Raw genomic sequence first — 17,685 nt, forward strand, 5'->3', positions numbered from 1 at the left:
CGTTGCCGCCGATATGGTCGCGCACGTCGATGATCTCGACCCTCGCGCCCGTATGCTCCACGGCCTGCTGGGCCACGGTCAGGCCGAACAGGCCCGCGCCCACGACCACCAGATCGGGATATTCCACCGCATCAGTCATAACAAACAACCTTCCGAAACAAATCAATGCCTATCGCAGATACGCAAACGCACAATCGATGCGTGCGATTCCTCCTCAAGTGTACCCGCGCGTATGGTCGGCACGGCAAGGTCCGGGCATGGTGTAATATAACAAGAGCCTCCGCGTGGCGGTACGTCACCCAATCCCCCCAGGGCAGGAATGCAGCAAGGGTAAGTGGCCTCTTCCGGGTGCGTGGAGGTTTTCTTATATCTTTTTCGGTGCGCGTTCCACAGTAGGGTCGATGCCGTATTCTCGGTGAATATGACCGACGAATTCAAGCCACTGATCCGAGACCCGCAAAAAACCACGAACATACTGCAGCAGCCTATGCCGGTCCCGTCGAAACCGGTGGAACCGCTGTCGTTTCCCGCTGCGGGCGAGGTCGAGTCGGTGCTGTCTCCGCAGGATGTCAGCAAGGGATTGGCGGAAGCTGATCCGCTGACCCGCCATCCGCGGGTGTCCAGCGTCGTGTTGTGCGTGGTGTTCGGCGTGCTGCTGCTGGCCGCGTCCGTCGGCGTCTGGTGGTTGGGCGTGCGCACCATGGACGGCCAAAGCTATGAGGACATCGTTTGGTCGAAATTCAACGATGCTTTGCCGGGATGGCTGGAACCGGTCGTGCATGTCTTCACCGTCTCCGCCGTGGTGATCGCCGTGAGTGTCATCATGTCGGTGATCGCAATAGCCGTGCTGGTCGTCCGCAAGCGGTGGCTGGCCATCGCGCAGCTCGCCGTGTTCGGCGGACTGTGCTTCGCCGCGGCCGAACTGCTCAAACCGTTGCTGCCGCGTCCATATCTCATCAATCTCATGTCGAATCGCAGTAATTCCGCGCCATCCGGACACGTCATCCTCGCCGCCGCGGCCAGCGTGATACTGCTGTGCGCCGTGCCGCGTGCGTTCCGCGCATTGGCTGCTGTGATTGGCTGGATATATACGGTGCTGGTCGGCATGTCGGTGATCGCCGGGCAATGGCATCGTCCGACCGACGTGGTCATGGGTTTGCTGATTGTCGGCGGATTGGCGATGCTGATGCTTGGCGCCACCTTCTCCAACGGCATGGATGAGCCGGGCACGCGCGCCTCGTCCGCGAGCGTGCAGATCGTCGGCAGCGTGATGCTGACGTTTGGCGTGTTGGGCACGTTGTACGGTGCGTACATCATCTGGCAGATTCAGCCGGGACTTGCCATGAGCGCGGAATGGACGAATTCCGGCGCGCATCTTTCCACCATGGTGTTGACGGCCTCCGTGTCCGCTCTGATGTTCGGTCTGACGCTTGCGATGCGGCAGCTGACCGCGTCGCCGTTGACGAAGCTTGGTTTGGTGGGCGCTCCGCCCGCACCGCCGAAGCGTTGAAAAACGGCCGGTTCCGGGTTTGCCGGTGACCTCGCGTCCGGCTTGCCGCTGGCACGCGGCACACGGACGGTTTGCCATGTCCGCTCATTTCATGAGTATTATTGCGTTGCAAACACTAGTAATAAGGAGTGGCTATGGCTACCGGCAGCAAACTCGTGATTGTGGAGTCCCCGACTAAAGCCAAGAAAATCGGCGGATATCTGGGCTCCGGATATACGGTTATGGCATCGGTAGGCCATATTCGCGATCTTGCGCAGCCCAGCCAGGTGCCGGCTGCCGACAAAGCCAAATACGGCAAATTCGGCGTGGATATCGAAGACGGATTCAAGCCGTATTACATCGTGGACGGCAATAAGAAGAAAACCGTCTCCGAACTGAAAAGCGCGCTGAAAAAGGCCGATACCCTGTATCTCGCGACTGATGAGGATCGCGAGGGCGAGGCTATCGCATGGCATCTCGTGCAGACGCTCAAGCCGAAGGTGCCGATCAAGCGCATGGTCTTCCACGAGATCACTCCGGAGGCAATCAAGGCTTCGCTGAATAACACGCGAGACGTCGACAGTGCCATGGTGGACGCGCAGGAGACCCGTCGAATCCTGGACCGTCTGTACGGCTATGAGCTGTCTCCGGTGCTGTGGCGCAAGGTCGGTCCGGGTCTGTCCGCGGGCCGCGTGCAGTCCGTGGCCACCCGTCTGATCGTGGAGCGTGAGCGTGAGCGCATGGCCTTCGTGCGGGCGCCGTATTGGGACGTCACCGCCACGCTGGAAGCGCCGGATGGCGACGGCAACAACGTCGCGTTCGATTCGCGCATGGTATCCCTCGGCGGCCGTCGTCTGGCCGGTTCCAAGGATTTCGGCGACGATGGCAAGCTGACTGCGGCCGGTGCGAAGGACAATGTCGCGCAGCTGGACGAGACGAAGGCGCGTTCGATCGCACAATCGCTGGAATATGCGACGTTCACCGTGGCTTCGATGGAGACCAAGCCGTATCGTCGTCGTCCGGTGCCGCCGTTCACCACATCCACGTTGCAGCAGACGGCCGGCAACCGGCTCGGCATGAGCTCCCGGCAGACCATGCGCGCCGCGCAGGGCCTGTACGAGAACGGTTTCATCACGTATATGCGTACCGATTCGGTGACGTTGTCGCAGGAGGCCATCGCGGCCGCGCGTGAGGCGGTCACCACGCATTTCGGCAAGCAGTATCTGTCCGACGCGCCCAAGCAGTACGCCACGAAGACGGCGGGCGCGCAGGAAGCCCACGAATGCATCAGGCCGGCGGGCGCGCATTTCCGTGACCCGGCCGAAATCGCCAGCAAGGTGCCGGCGGACCAGCTCAAGCTGTACACGCTGATCTGGCAGCGCACGCTGGCCTGCCAGATGGCCGATGCGACGGGTTCCACCGCGACCGTGCGTCTGTCCGCGCCCACCGAGTCGGACGGCGAGGCCATGTTCCAGGCATCCGGCACCGTCATCGAATTCCCGGGCTTCATGAAGGCCACTGGAGAGGGGCGGCGTACCGTAGCCGACGCCAAGAAGAGCGCGGCCGCAGCCGGAGTGAAGGTTAATTCGAAGGCCTCGGGCAAGGGCGATGACAACGCCTCGTTGCCGCCGATGCATCCCGGTGACGAGCTCGCCGCCGTGGACGTTGCCGCGGACGGGCATGAGACTCAGCCGCCGGCGCGCTACACCGAAGCGTCGCTCGTCAAGACGCTGGAACAGAAGGAGATCGGACGCCCGTCCACGTACGCGAGCATCATCTCCACCATCATCGACCGCGGATACGTGTATGAGCGCGGCCGTGCGCTGATTCCGTCCTGGCTGGCGTTCTCCGTCATCAAACTGCTGGAGACCAAGTTCCCGAAGTATGTGGATTACGAGTTCACCGCGGATATGGAGACCGGACTCGACCGTATCGCAGGCGGCCATGAGACCGGCAAGGAATGGCTGACGCGTTTCTATTTCGGTTCCGGCGATGGTGCGGCGCAGTCCGCCGATGAGGCGCACGAGGGCCTGCAGCAGCAGGTGGCGCAGCTCGGCGAGATCGACGCGCGTGAGATCAACACCATCGAGATCGGCGATGGTCTGCACGTGCGCGTCGGTCGTTACGGCCCGTATCTTGAGGACGTGAAGCATCTGGATGCCGAAGGCAATCCGAAGCGTGCGTCGCTGCCGGATACGCTGGCGCCGGACGAATTGACCGTCGAGGTCGGACATGATCTGATTGAAAACCATTCCGGCGGCCCGCGTGAGCTGGGCAAGGATCCGGTGTCGGGCGGCACCGTCGAGGTTCGCAACGGACGTTTCGGCCCGTATGTGGCGCTGGTCATGCCGGAATTGCAGGAAGCCGCCGCTGCCGCGGATAAGGCGGACAAAACGGACAAGGCTGGCAAGACGAAGCGCACTGGCAAGAAGGCCGCCGCCGACCGTCCGAAGATGGCATCGCTGTTCAAGACGATGAGCCCGGAATCGCTGACGCTGGAGGACGCGCTGAAGTTGCTGAGCCTGCCGCGCGTGGTCGGCTCCTATGAGGAGGCGAACGCCGAGACCGGTGAGATGCAGACCGTCACCGTACAGGCCAACAACGGCCGCTACGGCCCGTATCTGACCAAGACCGGAGCCGACGGCAAGTCCGATACGCGTTCACTGGCTTCCGAAGACGAGATCTTCACCGTCGACCTGGAGAAGGCGAAGGAACTGTTCGCTCAGCCGAAATACGGACGCGGTCGTGGACGTGGTGCGGCCAAGCCGCCGTTGCGCGATCTGGGCGTCGATCCGGAGACCCAGAAGCACGTGACTATCAAGGACGGCTTCTACGGCGCGTACATCACCGACGGCGAGACTAACCGCACGTTGCCGAAGCAGTATGCGCCGGAATCGATCGAACCTGCCGAAGCGTTCCGTCTGCTGGCGGAGAAGCGTGCGCAGGGTCCGTCAAAGCGCAGGAGGAAAGCGTCCGGCGGCAAGAAGTCCGCGGCCAAGTCCGCGAAATCCGCGAAGTCGTCGAAGGTGAGCGCGGCAGAGAAGGCCCGTGCGGACCGCCGTGCCAAGGTGCGCGAACTTGCCGACAAGGGCTGGGCGAATACGCGCATAGCGAAGGAGATTGGTTCCACCGCGGCCACCGTCAAGTCGGACGTCGACTGGCTCACTGCCAACGAAGGGTATACCCGTCCCGCCGTCGTGCCCGCACGCTGACGGCTGCTGCTGGGTGCTGTCAGACGCCAGCGGCGCTGTATTTTCGGCGCCAGCCGGTGCATGAATGTCGCACGATTCCGAATTTGGGCGATAATTCGGAAGCGTGCGACATTTTTCGTCGTATGCATACCCCCTAGATGCTGAAAACGGCACGAAAACATGGTACGGGGGTGGCGAAATGTGTCACGATTCCATTTTTCGCCCGAAAATCGGGATCGTGACACATTGCAAACCATGTTTTGGTCGATTCGGCAATTTCAGCCGTCTCGGCCGATTCGGCTGACGTTGTCCGGCAGGGGCGCACGGTACAGTGATGGGTATGCAGGGCATTTTCATTTCATTCGAAGGCGTCGATGGCGTGGGTAAGACCACGCAGGTCGAACGGTTGCGTGCGTACGTCGAATCGCTGGGCCGCGAATGCGTGGTCACGCGCGAGCCGGGCGGCACCGCGTTGGGTGTGGCGATTCGCAGGATGCTGCTGCATGGCGTGGATGCGGAGGATGGCGGTGATTGCGCCGATATCGCCCCGCGTACGGAAGCGCTGCTGTTCGCCGCGGACCGCGCGCAGCACGTCGCGGAAGTGATCGTACCGGCCCTACGGCGAGGTGCGGTGGTGGTCACCGACCGCTATCTCGACTCATCCCTCGCCTACCAGGCGGGCGGGCGCGAGCTGACGCCTGCGGAAATCAAAAACCTGAGCATGTGGGCCACCGGCGGCCTGCTGCCGAAGCGCACGTATCTGCTTGACATGGATCCCACGCGGTCACACGCGCGTCTTCGGCATGCCGAGGACCGCATGGAAGCGGCCGGCGACGAATTCCAGCGTCGCACACGCGCCGCGTTCCTCGACCTGGCCAAAGCCGAGCCGGAACGTTTCCGTGTCATCGATGCCGGACTGACCATCGACGAGGTGTGGGCCCGGATTAAAGCCGATTTCGAAAACGTGACTGCTACTGATGGGAGCATCGCATGAGCGTATGGGATTCCATAGTCGGCCAAACGCAGGTGGTCGAACAGCTCAAAGCCGTTTCCAACGGCGATCCGAAGGCCATAGCGCAGTCATGGCTGATTTGCGGTCCTCCGGGATCCGGTCGATCCAATGTGGCACGTGCGTTCGCCGCAGCGCTCGAAAGCCCTGATCACGGACTGGATGACGAGCCCACCAAAACCACCGAGCAGGTGCTCGCCGGAACCCATCCCGATGTGACTGTGCTGGCCACCAACAAGGTGACCATCGGTATCGACGAGGTCAGGGACATCATCGCCACGTCCGAACAGATGCCCGGTACCGCGCCGTGGCGCATCATCATCATCGAGGACGTGGACCGCATGCTGGAACGCACCACCAACGTGCTGCTGAAGGAGATCGAGGAGCCGAGCGCGCACACCATCTGGCTGCTGTGCGCGCCGAGCGCCCAGGACGTGCTGCCGACCATCCGCTCGCGCACGCGCATCGTCAACCTTGCGGTGCCCACCAATCAGGCGGTAGCGAAATTCCTGGAATCGAAAGGATTCGAGCCGAAGATCGCCGCACGCGCGGCGAGACTTTCGGAAGGCCATATCGGCATCGCGAATCTATATGCCAAGAACGAACGCGTCATGACGGACCGCGACGAGCTCATCGTCGGCGTGCTGGAACTGCATCGCGCGTCCGATGCGGTGCTGCTTGCCGGCAATCTTATCGACAACGCGAAAGCCCAGGCCGAAGCGGAGGTCAATGTCAAGGCAGCCGAAGCCGAAGCTGATTTCCGCCGTGTCAATGGCCTCGATGCGAAGGACCGTATCCCTCCGAAACTGCGTGGCGCATACAATGCGATCGCCAAAAAGGACGAGCTCAAACGGCGTGCCACAAGGCTCACGCGCGACGTGCTCGACCGCGCGCTCAATTCCATCGCCAGCGTCTATCGCGACGTGGCGGTGCTGCAGAACAACGCCGAGGATTCGGTGGGGCTGATCAACCTTGAAAACCGTTCCGCCATCACGGAACTGTCGGTACGTCTCGACCGTGCGGGGGCCGTGCGCCGGCTGGAGGACGTCGCCACCGCGCGTCGCCGGCTTAACGGCAACGGCAATCCGACATTGGTTTTTGAGGCGTTGTTCTGCGCGTTGATTCCCTGATTTTCCGTTTCTTTGTAGGCTTTTCTGGGTTCCTTCATTCCCGGTTTCCGCTTTTGGCGGACCGCAGGCGATTCAGCGGCGGAGCGTCGAGGATTCGCGTGCGATGAGCTTCGGGGCGAGCATGATGCGCGGCGCGCGTTCGTCCACGTCGTACGTTTGTCCGGAAGCCAGCAATCGCAGGCATTCCGACACGATATGTTCGAAAGGTGCGCGCATCGACGTCAATTGCGGCATGGTGGTGCGCGCGATGGGGGAGTCGTGGTAGCCGACCACCAGCACGTCCTCCGGCACGCGGACATCCAGCGCGTCCAGCGCCACCATCACGCCGAACGCGATCGTATCGTCGGCGCAGACCACGGCCTCCGGCTGCACGATCGGTCCGTTGAACAGCCGCATGGCGCAATCGAATCCGCGCTGCACCGTGCATGCGCCGAACCGGTTCCAGTCCTCGTCCGTGGAGAGCCCGTATGTGCGCAGATGCGTGTGGAACATGGCGAAGAGCTCCGCCGATTCGAAGGAAAGCTCGTCGCCGGCCAGGTATGCGACGGATGCGATGCCCTGCTCGGCAAGATGCCGGATGACCGTCTCCATAGCAACGCCTTCGTCGATGCCGACCACGGACACGTGCGGCGAGGTCTGCCGTCCGCCGATCTGCACGATGGGCAATGCGTCCGCGTGGCGATCCAGCGTTTCGGCATGGTCGGTCCCGGGCGCGGGCACCACGATCAGACCGTCCACATGACGGTCGATCAGCGATTCGATGCGTTCCTTCTGCGCTTCCTGCGTGGCGCCGATGCCCAGCAGGAGCTGTTGCGATTCCACGTCGATGGTCGGTTCGATCGTGTCGAGCAGTTGCGCGGCGAACGCTTCCGTGGCGCTGGGAATGACCAGCCCGATGGTTTTGGTCACGTCGCTGCGCAGCGCGCTGGCCGCGTAGTTGACGGAGTAGCCGAGTTGTTTGGCGGCTTCGCGCACGCGCCGCGCGATGTCATCGTCCTTGCCTCGTTTGCCGGACAGCACGCGGGAGACGGTGGCGATGGACACGTCGGCCATCGCCGCGACGTTGGTTATGGAGCTGCCGCCGTCGGCTCTGCCTGCCATGCGCACCATTCCTTTCTAAAACGGGAACCCGGAATCAAAAAGACCCATCAAGAATAGAACGACCGCCCGTCGAATCGGCGGGCGGTCGTAAAACCCTGGAATGTCGGCGACTGAAGCGTCACTCGGCGTTGACGAGGATGTTGGCCAGGTTGTCGGCCACGGCCTCGGCGTTGTCGCCCTCGACGTTGATGACCACGGTGTCGCCCTGCTTGATGCCCAGGCCCATGATGGACAGGATGGAACCAGCCGGGACGGCGTTGCCGCCTTCCTTGGCGATGGTCACGGTCTGGCCGGAAGCGGTGACGGCCTGGGCGAACATTGCGGCCGGACGGGCGTGGATGCCGACCGGATCGTTGATGACGAGATTGCGGACTGCCATGATGGACTCCTTCAATGGTTGGTGTTTGATATTGCGCTTACGCTAGGTATTCGATATTTACACGTCGATGCGTATCGATTTTTGCATATCGATTGCATTTGCGCGGCAATGGCCGGCATCTGCTTTTCTTACGAATAAGTGTAACACATTTCGCTCAACACAGAAAACGTTTACCGGTTTTGTTTTGCGGAAATTTTGTGTATACTGATCGCAGGCTGAAAACGATTTACCGGCGAAGACGGTGGGGATTGTTGCAGTAACTCATGCGCATGGCAGGTGTAATCCTGCAATCGTTTGCGTATCCAATATTTTTTCCAAGGAAACAGGAAAGGGAGTTCCCATGAACATCAAGGGTGTTGGTATCGGTCGTGGCGTCGCAGTCGGCCCGGTCATTCGTATGGCCGCCCCGCTTCCGGAGCCATCGGACGCTCCGCGTGCGGAAGGCGTCTCCGCGGAAAGCGAAATCGCCCGCGTCGAAAAGTCTCTCGCCCTCGTCAACGCCGATCTGAACCGTCGCGCCGAAGAGGCCGCCAACGGAGACGAAGGCGCCAAGCAGGCCGCCCCGATCCTGCAGGCCATCGCCATGTTCGCCTCCGATCCGTCCCTCGCGCAGTCCATCAAGGACCTCATCAACCAGGGCAAGACCGCCGAACGCGCCGTGCTGGAAGGCTTCGCCGCAGTCGAGGACATGTTCCGCGCCATCGGCGGATACCAGGCCGAGCGCGCCGCCGACCTGCACGACGTCGGCCAGCGTGTGATCGCCGACCTCATGGGCGCCCCGGCACCGGGCCTGCCGACCAGCGAAACCCCGTTCGTGCTTGTGGCCGAAGACTTGTCCCCGGCCGACACCGCCGCGCTCGACATGTCCAAGACCCTGGCCATCGTCACCTCCCAGGGTGGCCCGACGTCCCACACCGCCATCCTGGCGCGCGCACGCGGCATCGTGGCGGTCGTCTCCGCCGCCGAAGCCGAAGATCTCCAGAACGGCACCAACGTCATCGTCAACGCGGCCAAGGGTGAGATCACGGTCGATCCGACCGAAGAGGAGATCGCGGCCGCCGAAGCCGCCAAGTCCCGTGCCGCCGCCGCCAAGGAGCTGCGCGGCAAGCCGGGCTCCACCAAGGACGGACACCTGATTCCGCTGCTCGCCAACGTTGGCAAGCCGTCCGACGCCGCGAAGGCGCTGGAATACGGCGCCGAAGGCGTGGGTCTGTTCCGCACCGAATTCCTGTTCATCGGCAACTCCGAACCGCCGACCGTCGAAGAGCAGACCAAGGCCTACACCGAACTGCTCAGCCAGTTCCCGGGCAAGAAGGTCGTGATTCGCATGCTCGACGCCGGCGCCGACAAGCCGCTGCCGTTCCTCACCCCGGAGGACGAACCGAATCCGGCCCTCGGCCTGCGTGGCCTGCGCACCCTGCGCGCCCACATGGACGTGCTCGAAGGCCAGCTCAAGGCGCTCGCCGCCGCGGATGCTGCCACCGACGCCAACCTGTGGGTCATGGCCCCGATGGTGGCCGACCAGCATGAGGCCGACTACTTCGTCAAGCTCGGCAAGAGCTTCGGCCTGAAGTTCGTGGGCGCGATGGCCGAAGTGCCGTCCATCGCCCTCATGGCGGACAAGGTGGCCGACGTGGCCGACTTCGTGTCTATCGGCACCAACGACCTGACCCAGTACACGCTCGCCGCCGACCGCACCCTCGGCTCCGTGGCCAACTACCAGACCGCCTGGCATCCGGCGGTGTTGCGCGCCATCAAGATGATCTGCGACGCGGGCAACGCCAAGGGCATGCCGGTGGGCGTGTGCGGCGAGGCCGCGGCCGATCCGGATCTGGCCGTCGTGCTGGCCGGCCTCGGCGTCAACTCCCTGTCCATGACCCCGGTCGCGCTGGACGACGTCCGCGCGGCCCTCGCCGAAGTCACCTTCGAAGAGGCCAAGGCCAAGGCGGCCGCCGCCCTCAACGGCGACTTCTACAAGCCGGCCGAGTGATTTCCCTTCTTTCCTTCACTCGGCTGTGTCTGGGCTTTGCGGCTGCGATTCCCGCGGCCGCAGGGTTTCGACACATGCATCTGTGCCTATGAGAACGATGTTTCCAAGGTTCTGATAGGCCCTGTTTCCCGGAAACGACCCCGTTTCGTGCGATTGCCGCACGGATGGGGTCGTTTTCGGTTGCAGGCTTTCGGTTTCCGGCGAATCGGACGCGTTGTACATTGGTATGCGCGATACTGGAGATATGAAGATTTCCGCAGATTTCACCGTCATTCCCGACGCGTTCGCCAAGACGGCGCCGCCTGAGAATCGCATCGACGGCACTCCGATCGTTTCCTTCCCCTTCTACATCGACGAGCTTGACCCTGCCGTGCAGTTCCTGCATTGGGAATTCGTCGATCCCGATTCCATTCCGGTATGCGGCTTCCAATGGAACCATTGGGCGCTCGCCAACCTGCCCGTGGACGCGCTGATGTACGATTTCAACGATTCCCACGCATTGGCGATTCCAGCCGATTTCTCCCGCACGGTTTCCGCGATGATTCCCGAAACGGTGCAGGGTCGCACTTCCGCCGCGTCGCCGCTGCTCAAGGGACGCAGCACTGACCCGGCCGTCACCATGCGCTATAACGGGCCGTGCCCGCCTGACAAGGACCACGACTACTATCTGCACGTATGGGGCACCACGGCTCCGCTTGCCGGACTCAACCAGGGCTTCTGGCTCAACGAGATGGAGCGCGCGTTGCGCACCTCCGGCACCATCGCGGACCAGGGCGGCGTCTTCCTGACCGGCAAGGCCTGATCGCAGCCGGCCTTGCAAAACCGGTATCGCACGTGTGCCGCATATCGCCGTGCGAACCGCATGAAACACACGTATAGGCAACACCTATCAGCAACACCATCGAAAGGAATTGCAAACACATGGCATGCACCACGATTCTGGTCGGCAAGGACGCGAGCTACGACGGATCGACCATCATCGCCCGCAATGAGGACAGCGCGAACGGCGAATTCTGCCCGAAGCGTTTCGTCGTCGTCAAGCCCGAGGAACAGCCGAAGCATTACAGGAGCGTGCTGTCCCACATCGAAATCGACTTGCCGGACGATCCGCTGCAGTACACGGCCGTGCCGAACGCTGACCTGAAGGAGGGTATCTGGGGCGAAGCCGGCGTCAATGAGGCGAACGTGGCCATGAGCGCCACCGAAACCCTCACCACCAACGAGCGTGTGCTTGGCGCCGACCCGTTCGTGGAGCTCACCCCGGCCAAGGGCCAGCCCGGTGCCGACGACTACGAGCCGGAAGTGCCCGGCGGCATCGGCGAGGAGGATTTCCTCACCCTCGTGCTGCCATACGTCAAAACCGCCCGCGAGGGCGTGACCCGTCTCGGCGAACTGCTCGAGAAGCACGGCACGTATGAGATGAACGGCGTCGCCTTCTCCGACGTCAATGAGATTTGGTGGCTCGAAACCGTCGGTGGCCACCATTGGATCGCCAAGCGTGTGCCGGACGAGGCGTACGTGACCATGCCGAACCAGCTCGGCATCGACGAATTCGACCTCGACGACGCCCTCGGCGACCAGGAGGAGCACATGTGCTCCGCGGATCTGGGCGAGTTCATCGAACGCAACCATCTGGATCTGGCCGTGGAGAACGTCACCCCGTTTAATCCGCGCGACGCCTTCGGTTCCCACTCCGATTCCGACCACGTCTACAACACGCCGCGCGCCTGGTACATGCAGCGCTTCCTCAACCCGTACGACGAGCAGTGGGACGGCCAGGACGCCGACCATCAGCCGACCTCGGACGACATTCCGTGGGCCCGCCAGCCCGATCGCAAGATCACCATCGAGGACGTGAAGTACGTGCTGAGCTCCCACTACCAGGGCACCCCGTACGATCCGTACGGCATCCTCGGCGACCAGCATTCGCGCCACATGTTCCGCCCGATCGGCATCAACCGTCAGAGCCAGCTGTCCGTCATGCAGATCCGCCCGTACCGTCCGCAGGTCAACCGCGCCGTGCAGTGGATCGCCTACGGCTCCAACCCGTTCAACACGCTCGTGCCGTTCTATCCGAACGTCGACTCCACGCCGAAGTATCTCGAGGACACCACCACGCGCGTCACCTCCGAGAACTTCTACTGGGAGAGCCGCATCATCGCGGCCCTGTGCGACGCCAACTTCGCCGACACCGCCAACGCGGTCGAGCGCTACCAGGAGAAGACCGGCGGCATGGGCCACCGCATGATTGCCGCCACTGATGAGCAGATCGCCCGTCTGGTGGAAGGCGTGTCCGACGAATTCGAGACGGATGACGAAAACGGCGACGTGCAGCCGTTGGAGCCGGACGAGGTCATCAAGGCCGTGCGCAACGGCGAAGCCCGCGACGTGCTCGCCGCTGCCAACGAGACCATGGCCGCACAGATCAAGGAGGAAACCGACAAGCTGCTCGATTCCGTGCTCTACACCACCAGCATGAACATGAAGAACGGCTTCCACATGTCTGACTTCTGACGGTTTCCGCAGGTATCTGCGCATATATGGATTCCGGCTTCCATACGACGTTCGCCGCCGACCGTTCCACATGACGGCCGGCGCGCGTCCGTTGTGCGGGAGCCGGTTTTCCATTGGTAATGCGGGCTTATTAGAATGACCGTTGTCTTTGCTTTTCCGCTCGGGTCTGCGTCGCGCGCAAGAAGCGCGCATCATGCGTATCGCGTGCGCGGCGTAGCGTCCGGCGGATTGCTTTCCCAAGAAAGGAACCCAGTGACCAGCATTGAGGATTTCACCAGCCAGTACGGTCTGGTGCAGAAGATTGATGCGTTCGGCTATCTCGATTACCTGAAGAAGAATCCTGATGCGCCGCGCAAGCATGGCAAGGTCGTCCTCGTCACCGCCGATACCCCGTTGAAGGCGTCCCGCGGCGAAGGCAAGACCACCACTACGATCGCGCTGATCGACGCGTTGCGTGAACGTGGCATCGACGCGGCCGCCGTGCTGCGCCAGCCGAGCATGGGCATCACCGCGGCCGGTTCCAAGGGCGGCGCCTCCGGTGGCGGCAAGGCCTCCCTGACGCACCCGGAGCTGATCGACTGGGGTCTGTGCGGCGAGATGGGCGCCATCGAGGCGGCCCAGAACCTGCTGGTCTCCTTCGCGGAGAAGGCCGTGGACGAGGGCAAGCTGGACACCATCCTCGTGCCGCGCGTCTCCGAAGTGCCGTCCCGCTCCCTGCGTCAGATCGCGGTGGACCGTGGCAAGGGCGACGTGCCCGAGCGTGTGGTGCTCACCCCGACCTGCGAGCTCATGCAGATCGTCGTGCTGTCCCGTTCCATGGATGAGATCTCCGAGCGCGTGTCCAAGATGATCGCCGGCACGAAGGACGGCAAGGCCGTGACCTTCGGCGAATTCATCGACCTGTGGCGCATCACCGGCATCTTGGGCGACGCCGTCAAGCCGGCCAAGACCGAGACGGTGAACGGCTCCCCGGTGTATGTGCATGGCGGTCCGTTCGCCAACGTGTCCATCGGCATCCCGACGCTGGTCTCCGTGGAGATGGCCTGCGCGCTGCACGATGTGGTCATCGTCGAGGCCGGCTACGGCACCGATGCCGGTGCGCAGAAGTGGCTGGACATCGCCTGCCGCGAATACGGCGCCCAGTGGCCGTCCGCGGCCATCGTCGTGACCCGTGCCTCCACGTGGCGCGACGATCCGGACCTGGCCTGGCGTTACCCGTTCCACGTGCAGCGTCTCGAAGGCCTTGACATCCCCACCTTCCCGCTTATCAACCTGTGGGATGGCGAGGACGATCAGATTCCGGCGCTCAAGGCCACGGCCAAGGAACTGGAGTTCCGCGATCCGATCATCGGCAACCTGTACCGTGACGGCGGCGACGCGCTGGCCCCGCAGCTCGACGCGTTCGCTGATGCCGTGATGAACGGTTCCATGCCGGCCGAACCGCACAGCCACAAGGGCATGGCTCTGGTGGAGAACGTGCGTTGGGTGGCCGAGCATGCGTATGGCGTTCCGGCCGATCGCGTGGTGCTGAAGGATGGTTTCGCCGAATCGCTGAAGGCCGCGCAGGAGCTGTGCGCCAGCGCGGGCGTCGATTTCGGTTCGCTCGCTCTGGTGGCGGTGAAGTCCCCGGCCACCATGACCGACAACGACCGCGCTCCGGAAAGCGAGCGCACCGTCACTCTGAAGAAGGTTGAGGTGCATGCGGGCGCCGGTCTGGTGCATGTGAACCTCACCACCTCCCTGACCACTCCGATGCCGAAGATCGTCTGATTCCGGCTTGTGCGAGCTTCAAAGCCGCTGGTCCCGTTCGGGCCGGCGGCCTTTTTGTTTGTACACGTCGTTCGCTGGTTGTTCGCTGGTTGCGCTTATTTGACGAGTAACCCGGAAAATGGTGGCCGAGTTGCGTAAAACGGCTATTTTCCAACGTTTTTTTATTTGACGGTTATTTGACGGTTATTTGACGAATTGCGGTTGACTTCAGCTAAACTGGGTGGAGTCGGATCGCATTATGAGAGCCGAAAGGGTTGGTATGCCGGAAGATCTTCTTAAGCTTGTCGAGCAACTTGTCGCTCGTTCAACGGAATCGCAGACTATTGAATTCAAGCAATCGAATGACGATGCCTTCATGATCGGCAAAGACATTTCCGCTCTAGCCAATGCCGCTGCTGTGGAGGGGCAGGACTATGCCTACATGCTGTGGGGTGTGGATGATTCCACTCACAAGATAGTCGGTACTTCGTTCAATCCGCTTGCGGCCAAGCATAAGGGGCAGGAATTGGAGCTTTGGCTTCGGCTCAAGCTTTCCAAGAACGCGGAATTCAGCTTCATTCCGGTGGAAGTGCAGGGCTGTAGCATGGTGATTCTGCGCATCTGGCCGGCTGCCGGCTACCCGGTTTCCTTCGACGGAACCGAATACGTCCGTTCCGGAACCTCCACGCAGCCGTTGGCTAGGAATTCGCAACGCGAACGGCGTTTATGGGAGGTGACCAAGTCCGAATCGTTCGAGGAGCAGATCGCGGACCAGTGGCTTACCGCCGAAGAAGCCTTGTCGTTGTTGGATTGGAATGTCTACTTTTCGCAGACCAATACGCCGTTGCCGTCCAGCCGAGATGCGATTCTTCATTATCTTGAGGCGGATGGCCTGATCAAGACCTTGGATAGTGGCCAATATGCGATCACCAATCTTGGGGCGCTGCTGTTCGCGACCGATATGCAGCGGTTCCCTACCGTCGCGCGTAAGGCCCTGCGCGTCATCAAGTATGAGGGAGTGCGGAAATCCTCGCCTTCCCGTACCCAGACGTATAGGCATGGTTATGCCGATATGGATGCGATGGTTGCTTTTCTGCAGCCTTGGCTGCCTGAGTCCGAGACGATTGGCCGTGCCTTGCGCGTCACGCATACGGCTTACCCGCCGATCGCCATTCGCGAATTGCTTGCAAATATGCTGATTCACCAGGATCTTACGTCCCGTGGTTCCGGACCACTTGTGGAGATTTTCGACAACCGCGTGGAGTTCTCCAATCCGGGGAATTCGTTGATTCGCGTCGAACGTTTGGTCAACGATCCGCCCGAAACGCGTAATCCGAAGCTGGCGGAGCTGTCACGCCGCTTGCACATGTGTGAGGAGGCGGGGTCCGGCTGGGATAAGATCATCGATTCCTGCGAGGCCGCGCATTTGCCTTCGCCGGTTGTACAGCAATCCGATGGCATTGACAATGCGAGTATGATGGTGCGACTTTCCCAGTATCGGCCGTATGCGGAGCTCAGCATGGCGGAGCGCAGGGATTCCTGCTATTGGCATGCGTGTATCCAGTTTGCGGATGGAACTTGCTTGACCAATTCGTCTTTGCGTAATCGGTTCGGCTTGGACGAGTCATATTCCTCGCAGATCTCCCGTCTGATTCGCGATTGCGTGGATGAGGGTCGGATCAAACCCGTTGATACTGCGGCTTCCAAAAAGAAGATGGAATACATTCCGGCTTGGGTCTGATAGTTACGTTTATTTGACGAGTAACCCGGAAAATGGTGGTCGAGTCGCGCAAAACGGCCATTTTCCAACGATTTTTTATTTGACGGTTATTTGACGGATCTCGGTTGATCAGGTGGGTGGCGGCAATGCGAAGAAGCCGAGATTGCGCCATGAGCGTTGATTGACGCTTTCCAAAAACAGCTAAGTGGCTTGTTTGTGGCACTGAAACGGCGATAGGCCAAGTATGAGACCTGGAATTCCAAGGCCCATACTTGGCCTATCTGGTTTTGGCTGCCATAAGTAGGCGAACTGTCCTACGAGAGAGACATCAATCTGCCATCAATAGCCGAATTGGCGGCTGCCGGTGGAACTTCGTCAGAAGTTCCCACCATTCCATCCCCAGTCGGTGGTGGCGGTGTAGCGGATGTACGTGCGGTCCTTCGGAATGCCGAGTTCCTTGTTCAGCGCGGCCATGATCTGCTCGGTCAGCTTCTCCCAGGCGGAACCCGGCACGGAACGGCCGAACACGTTCACCTCCACATAGGCTGCCGGCTTGGAGTCGTCGCCGCCGAAGTAGATCGGCATATTGTCTTCGAACGGGCACATCAGCCAGCCTTCGGACTTGCCGGGGACTGCGGTGATGGCCTTGCCGTAGGCGGCCTTCAGCGCCTCGCGCTGCTCAGGGGTGGTGGAAACGGAAACATGCGTGTGAATGACTGGCATTGCTGCTCCTTGCAATCGTTGGAAAATAATGTCCTTCGTCACCCAAGTCTAGGTGGTCTGCGTGCGCGTGTTTAATATTCTGTGTGAAAAAACTGATTGAACAGCTGATGAAATTCGGCATTGTGGGCGTGATCGCCTTCATCATCGACTGGGGCATCCTGAATCTTCTGGTCGGCCTGTTCCACATGCATAATGTGCTCGCCGCCACCATCTCCTTTATCATCTCCCTGATCTTCAACTACGTGGCCAGCATGAAGGTCGTGTTCAAGCATCGCGACGATATGGCGCGTTGGATGGAGATCGTCATCTTCGTGGTCGGCGCGGTGATCGGCCTGTTCATGAACGACGCCATCATCTGGATCTCCACGTACGGCATGAACCACGATGCCTACGTGTCGCAGAGCACCGAATACCTGATCCGCACCAACGTGGGCAAGCTCATCGCCACCGCCGTGGTGATGGTGTGGAACTTCCTGACCCGCAAGTGGCTGCTGGACGATACGCACACCAATGCGATGAACCGCTTGAAGAAGCAGGAGAACCGCCTGACTCCCGAAGAGCTGGAGGCCAAGTGGGAGAACAGCTTCTCGCACAAGCTCGGCGTGTGGTCGCTGGAACATACGCCCAAGGGCTGGCCGAAGTAACTCCCAAATAACGGGGTAACGAAAAGCGCGTCCGAATCCATTGCGA

General features: G+C 61.5%; 14 protein-coding genes and 1 other RNA gene. 11 read left to right on the top strand and 4 right to left on the bottom strand.

Translation table 11 applies throughout. The features are described from left to right. A partial coding sequence (locus tag ACR0P8_RS06425; protein WP_432624317.1) for an NAD(P)-binding protein occupies positions 1 to 139 on the bottom strand: 139 nt, incomplete at its 3' end. A 132-nt stretch (positions 140 to 271) separates the two neighbouring features. Between ACR0P8_RS06425 and ffs the strand changes: the two genes are divergently transcribed. The 5 genes from ffs (at position 272) to ACR0P8_RS06450 (ending at position 6,819) form a co-directional block, all read left to right on the top strand. After that, an RNA gene (ffs, locus tag ACR0P8_RS06430) (signal recognition particle sRNA small type) lies at positions 272 to 368 on the top strand. A gap of 53 nt (positions 369 to 421) precedes the next feature. Then, positions 422 to 1,510 (top strand): phosphatase PAP2 family protein, encoded by a 1,089-nt coding sequence (locus ACR0P8_RS06435; RefSeq protein WP_432624308.1) that lies wholly within the window; start codon positions 422 to 424, stop codon positions 1,508 to 1,510. Between the two features lie 134 nt (positions 1,511 to 1,644). Further along, a complete protein-coding gene (topA, locus tag ACR0P8_RS06440; RefSeq protein ID WP_432624309.1) occupies positions 1,645 to 4,701 on the top strand; it encodes a type I DNA topoisomerase in 3,057 nt (1,018 codons plus the stop codon). Positions 4,702 to 5,020: 319 nt separating this feature from the next. Next, entirely contained in the window at positions 5,021 to 5,674 is a 654-nt protein-coding gene (tmk, locus tag ACR0P8_RS06445) for a dTMP kinase (RefSeq protein WP_432624318.1), read from the top strand. Then, a complete protein-coding gene (locus tag ACR0P8_RS06450) occupies positions 5,671 to 6,819 on the top strand; it encodes a DNA polymerase III subunit delta' (RefSeq protein ID WP_432624310.1) in 1,149 nt (382 codons plus the stop codon). The genes tmk and ACR0P8_RS06450 overlap by 4 nt, the downstream gene beginning before the upstream one ends. A 72-nt stretch (positions 6,820 to 6,891) precedes the next feature. Here ACR0P8_RS06450 and ACR0P8_RS06455 read toward each other — a convergent pair whose 3' ends face one another. Both ACR0P8_RS06455 and ACR0P8_RS06460 read right to left on the bottom strand, forming a co-directional pair. After that, entirely contained in the window at positions 6,892 to 7,920 is a 1,029-nt protein-coding gene (locus ACR0P8_RS06455) for a LacI family DNA-binding transcriptional regulator (protein ID WP_432624311.1), read from the bottom strand. A 118-nt stretch (positions 7,921 to 8,038) separates the two neighbouring features. After that, positions 8,039 to 8,299, bottom strand: coding sequence for an HPr family phosphocarrier protein (locus tag ACR0P8_RS06460; RefSeq protein ID WP_432624312.1), 261 nt, complete (start codon positions 8,297 to 8,299; stop codon positions 8,039 to 8,041). 340 nt (positions 8,300 to 8,639) lie between these two features. Between ACR0P8_RS06460 and ptsP the strand changes: the two genes are divergently transcribed. From ptsP to ACR0P8_RS06485, 5 genes are all read left to right on the top strand, one after another. Beyond that, complete coding sequence (ptsP, locus tag ACR0P8_RS06465) at positions 8,640 to 10,289, top strand: phosphoenolpyruvate--protein phosphotransferase (protein ID WP_026646570.1); 1,650 nt, start codon at positions 8,640 to 8,642, stop codon at positions 10,287 to 10,289. A gap of 244 nt (positions 10,290 to 10,533) precedes the next feature. After that, a complete protein-coding gene (locus ACR0P8_RS06470) occupies positions 10,534 to 11,091 on the top strand; it encodes a YbhB/YbcL family Raf kinase inhibitor-like protein (protein WP_432624313.1) in 558 nt (185 codons plus the stop codon). A 119-nt stretch (positions 11,092 to 11,210) separates the two neighbouring features. Further along, positions 11,211 to 12,803: a C69 family dipeptidase gene (locus tag ACR0P8_RS06475; protein ID WP_432624314.1), complete on the top strand. Its 1,593-nt coding sequence runs from the start codon at positions 11,211 to 11,213 to the stop codon at positions 12,801 to 12,803. Positions 12,804 to 13,055: 252 nt separating this feature from the next. After that, entirely contained in the window at positions 13,056 to 14,573 is a 1,518-nt protein-coding gene (locus ACR0P8_RS06480; RefSeq protein ID WP_432624315.1) for a formate--tetrahydrofolate ligase, read from the top strand. 259 nt (positions 14,574 to 14,832) lie between these two features. Next, the gene (locus tag ACR0P8_RS06485; RefSeq protein ID WP_432624316.1) at positions 14,833 to 16,293 is read left to right on the top strand and encodes an ATP-binding protein; all 1,461 of its coding nucleotides are present in this window, start codon (positions 14,833 to 14,835) and stop codon (positions 16,291 to 16,293) included. 354 nt (positions 16,294 to 16,647) lie between these two features. Here ACR0P8_RS06485 and ACR0P8_RS06490 read toward each other — a convergent pair whose 3' ends face one another. Then, positions 16,648 to 16,995 carry a phenylpyruvate tautomerase MIF-related protein gene (locus tag ACR0P8_RS06490; RefSeq protein ID WP_026646566.1) on the bottom strand — a complete coding sequence of 116 codons (348 nt, stop codon included), beginning with the start codon at positions 16,993 to 16,995 and terminating at the stop codon, positions 16,648 to 16,650. A 107-nt stretch (positions 16,996 to 17,102) separates the two neighbouring features. On the opposite strand from ACR0P8_RS06490, the gene ACR0P8_RS06495 reads away from it, so the two are divergent. Further along, positions 17,103 to 17,639 (top strand): GtrA family protein, encoded by a 537-nt coding sequence (locus ACR0P8_RS06495; protein WP_026646565.1) that lies wholly within the window; start codon positions 17,103 to 17,105, stop codon positions 17,637 to 17,639. Positions 17,640 to 17,685: the final 46 nt, after the last annotated feature.

Source organism: Bifidobacterium sp. (assembly GCF_050874245.1).
In the GTDB taxonomy this organism is placed as follows: domain Bacteria; phylum Actinomycetota; class Actinomycetes; order Actinomycetales; family Bifidobacteriaceae; genus Bifidobacterium.

What these genes read in the sequence shown, in the direction of transcription:
- ACR0P8_RS06435 (WP_432624308.1), top strand. Translation starts at nt 422, where the DNA reads ATGACCGACGAATTCAAGCCACTGATCCGAGACCCGCAAAAAACCACG.
- topA (WP_432624309.1), top strand. Translation starts at nt 1,645, where the DNA reads ATGGCTACCGGCAGCAAACTCGTGATTGTGGAGTCCCCGACTAAAGCC.
- tmk (WP_432624318.1), top strand. Translation starts at nt 5,021, where the DNA reads ATGCAGGGCATTTTCATTTCATTCGAAGGCGTCGATGGCGTGGGTAAG.
- ACR0P8_RS06450 (WP_432624310.1), top strand. Translation starts at nt 5,671, where the DNA reads ATGAGCGTATGGGATTCCATAGTCGGCCAAACGCAGGTGGTCGAACAG.
- ACR0P8_RS06455 (WP_432624311.1), bottom strand. Translation starts at nt 7,920, where the DNA reads ATGGCAGGCAGAGCCGACGGCGGCAGCTCCATAACCAACGTCGCGGCG.
- ACR0P8_RS06460 (WP_432624312.1), bottom strand. Translation starts at nt 8,299, where the DNA reads ATGGCAGTCCGCAATCTCGTCATCAACGATCCGGTCGGCATCCACGCC.
- ptsP (WP_026646570.1), top strand. Translation starts at nt 8,640, where the DNA reads ATGAACATCAAGGGTGTTGGTATCGGTCGTGGCGTCGCAGTCGGCCCG.
- ACR0P8_RS06470 (WP_432624313.1), top strand. Translation starts at nt 10,534, where the DNA reads ATGAAGATTTCCGCAGATTTCACCGTCATTCCCGACGCGTTCGCCAAG.
- ACR0P8_RS06475 (WP_432624314.1), top strand. Translation starts at nt 11,211, where the DNA reads ATGGCATGCACCACGATTCTGGTCGGCAAGGACGCGAGCTACGACGGA.
- ACR0P8_RS06485 (WP_432624316.1), top strand. Translation starts at nt 14,833, where the DNA reads ATGCCGGAAGATCTTCTTAAGCTTGTCGAGCAACTTGTCGCTCGTTCA.
- ACR0P8_RS06490 (WP_026646566.1), bottom strand. Translation starts at nt 16,995, where the DNA reads ATGCCAGTCATTCACACGCATGTTTCCGTTTCCACCACCCCTGAGCAG.
- ACR0P8_RS06495 (WP_026646565.1), top strand. Translation starts at nt 17,103, where the DNA reads ATGAAATTCGGCATTGTGGGCGTGATCGCCTTCATCATCGACTGGGGC.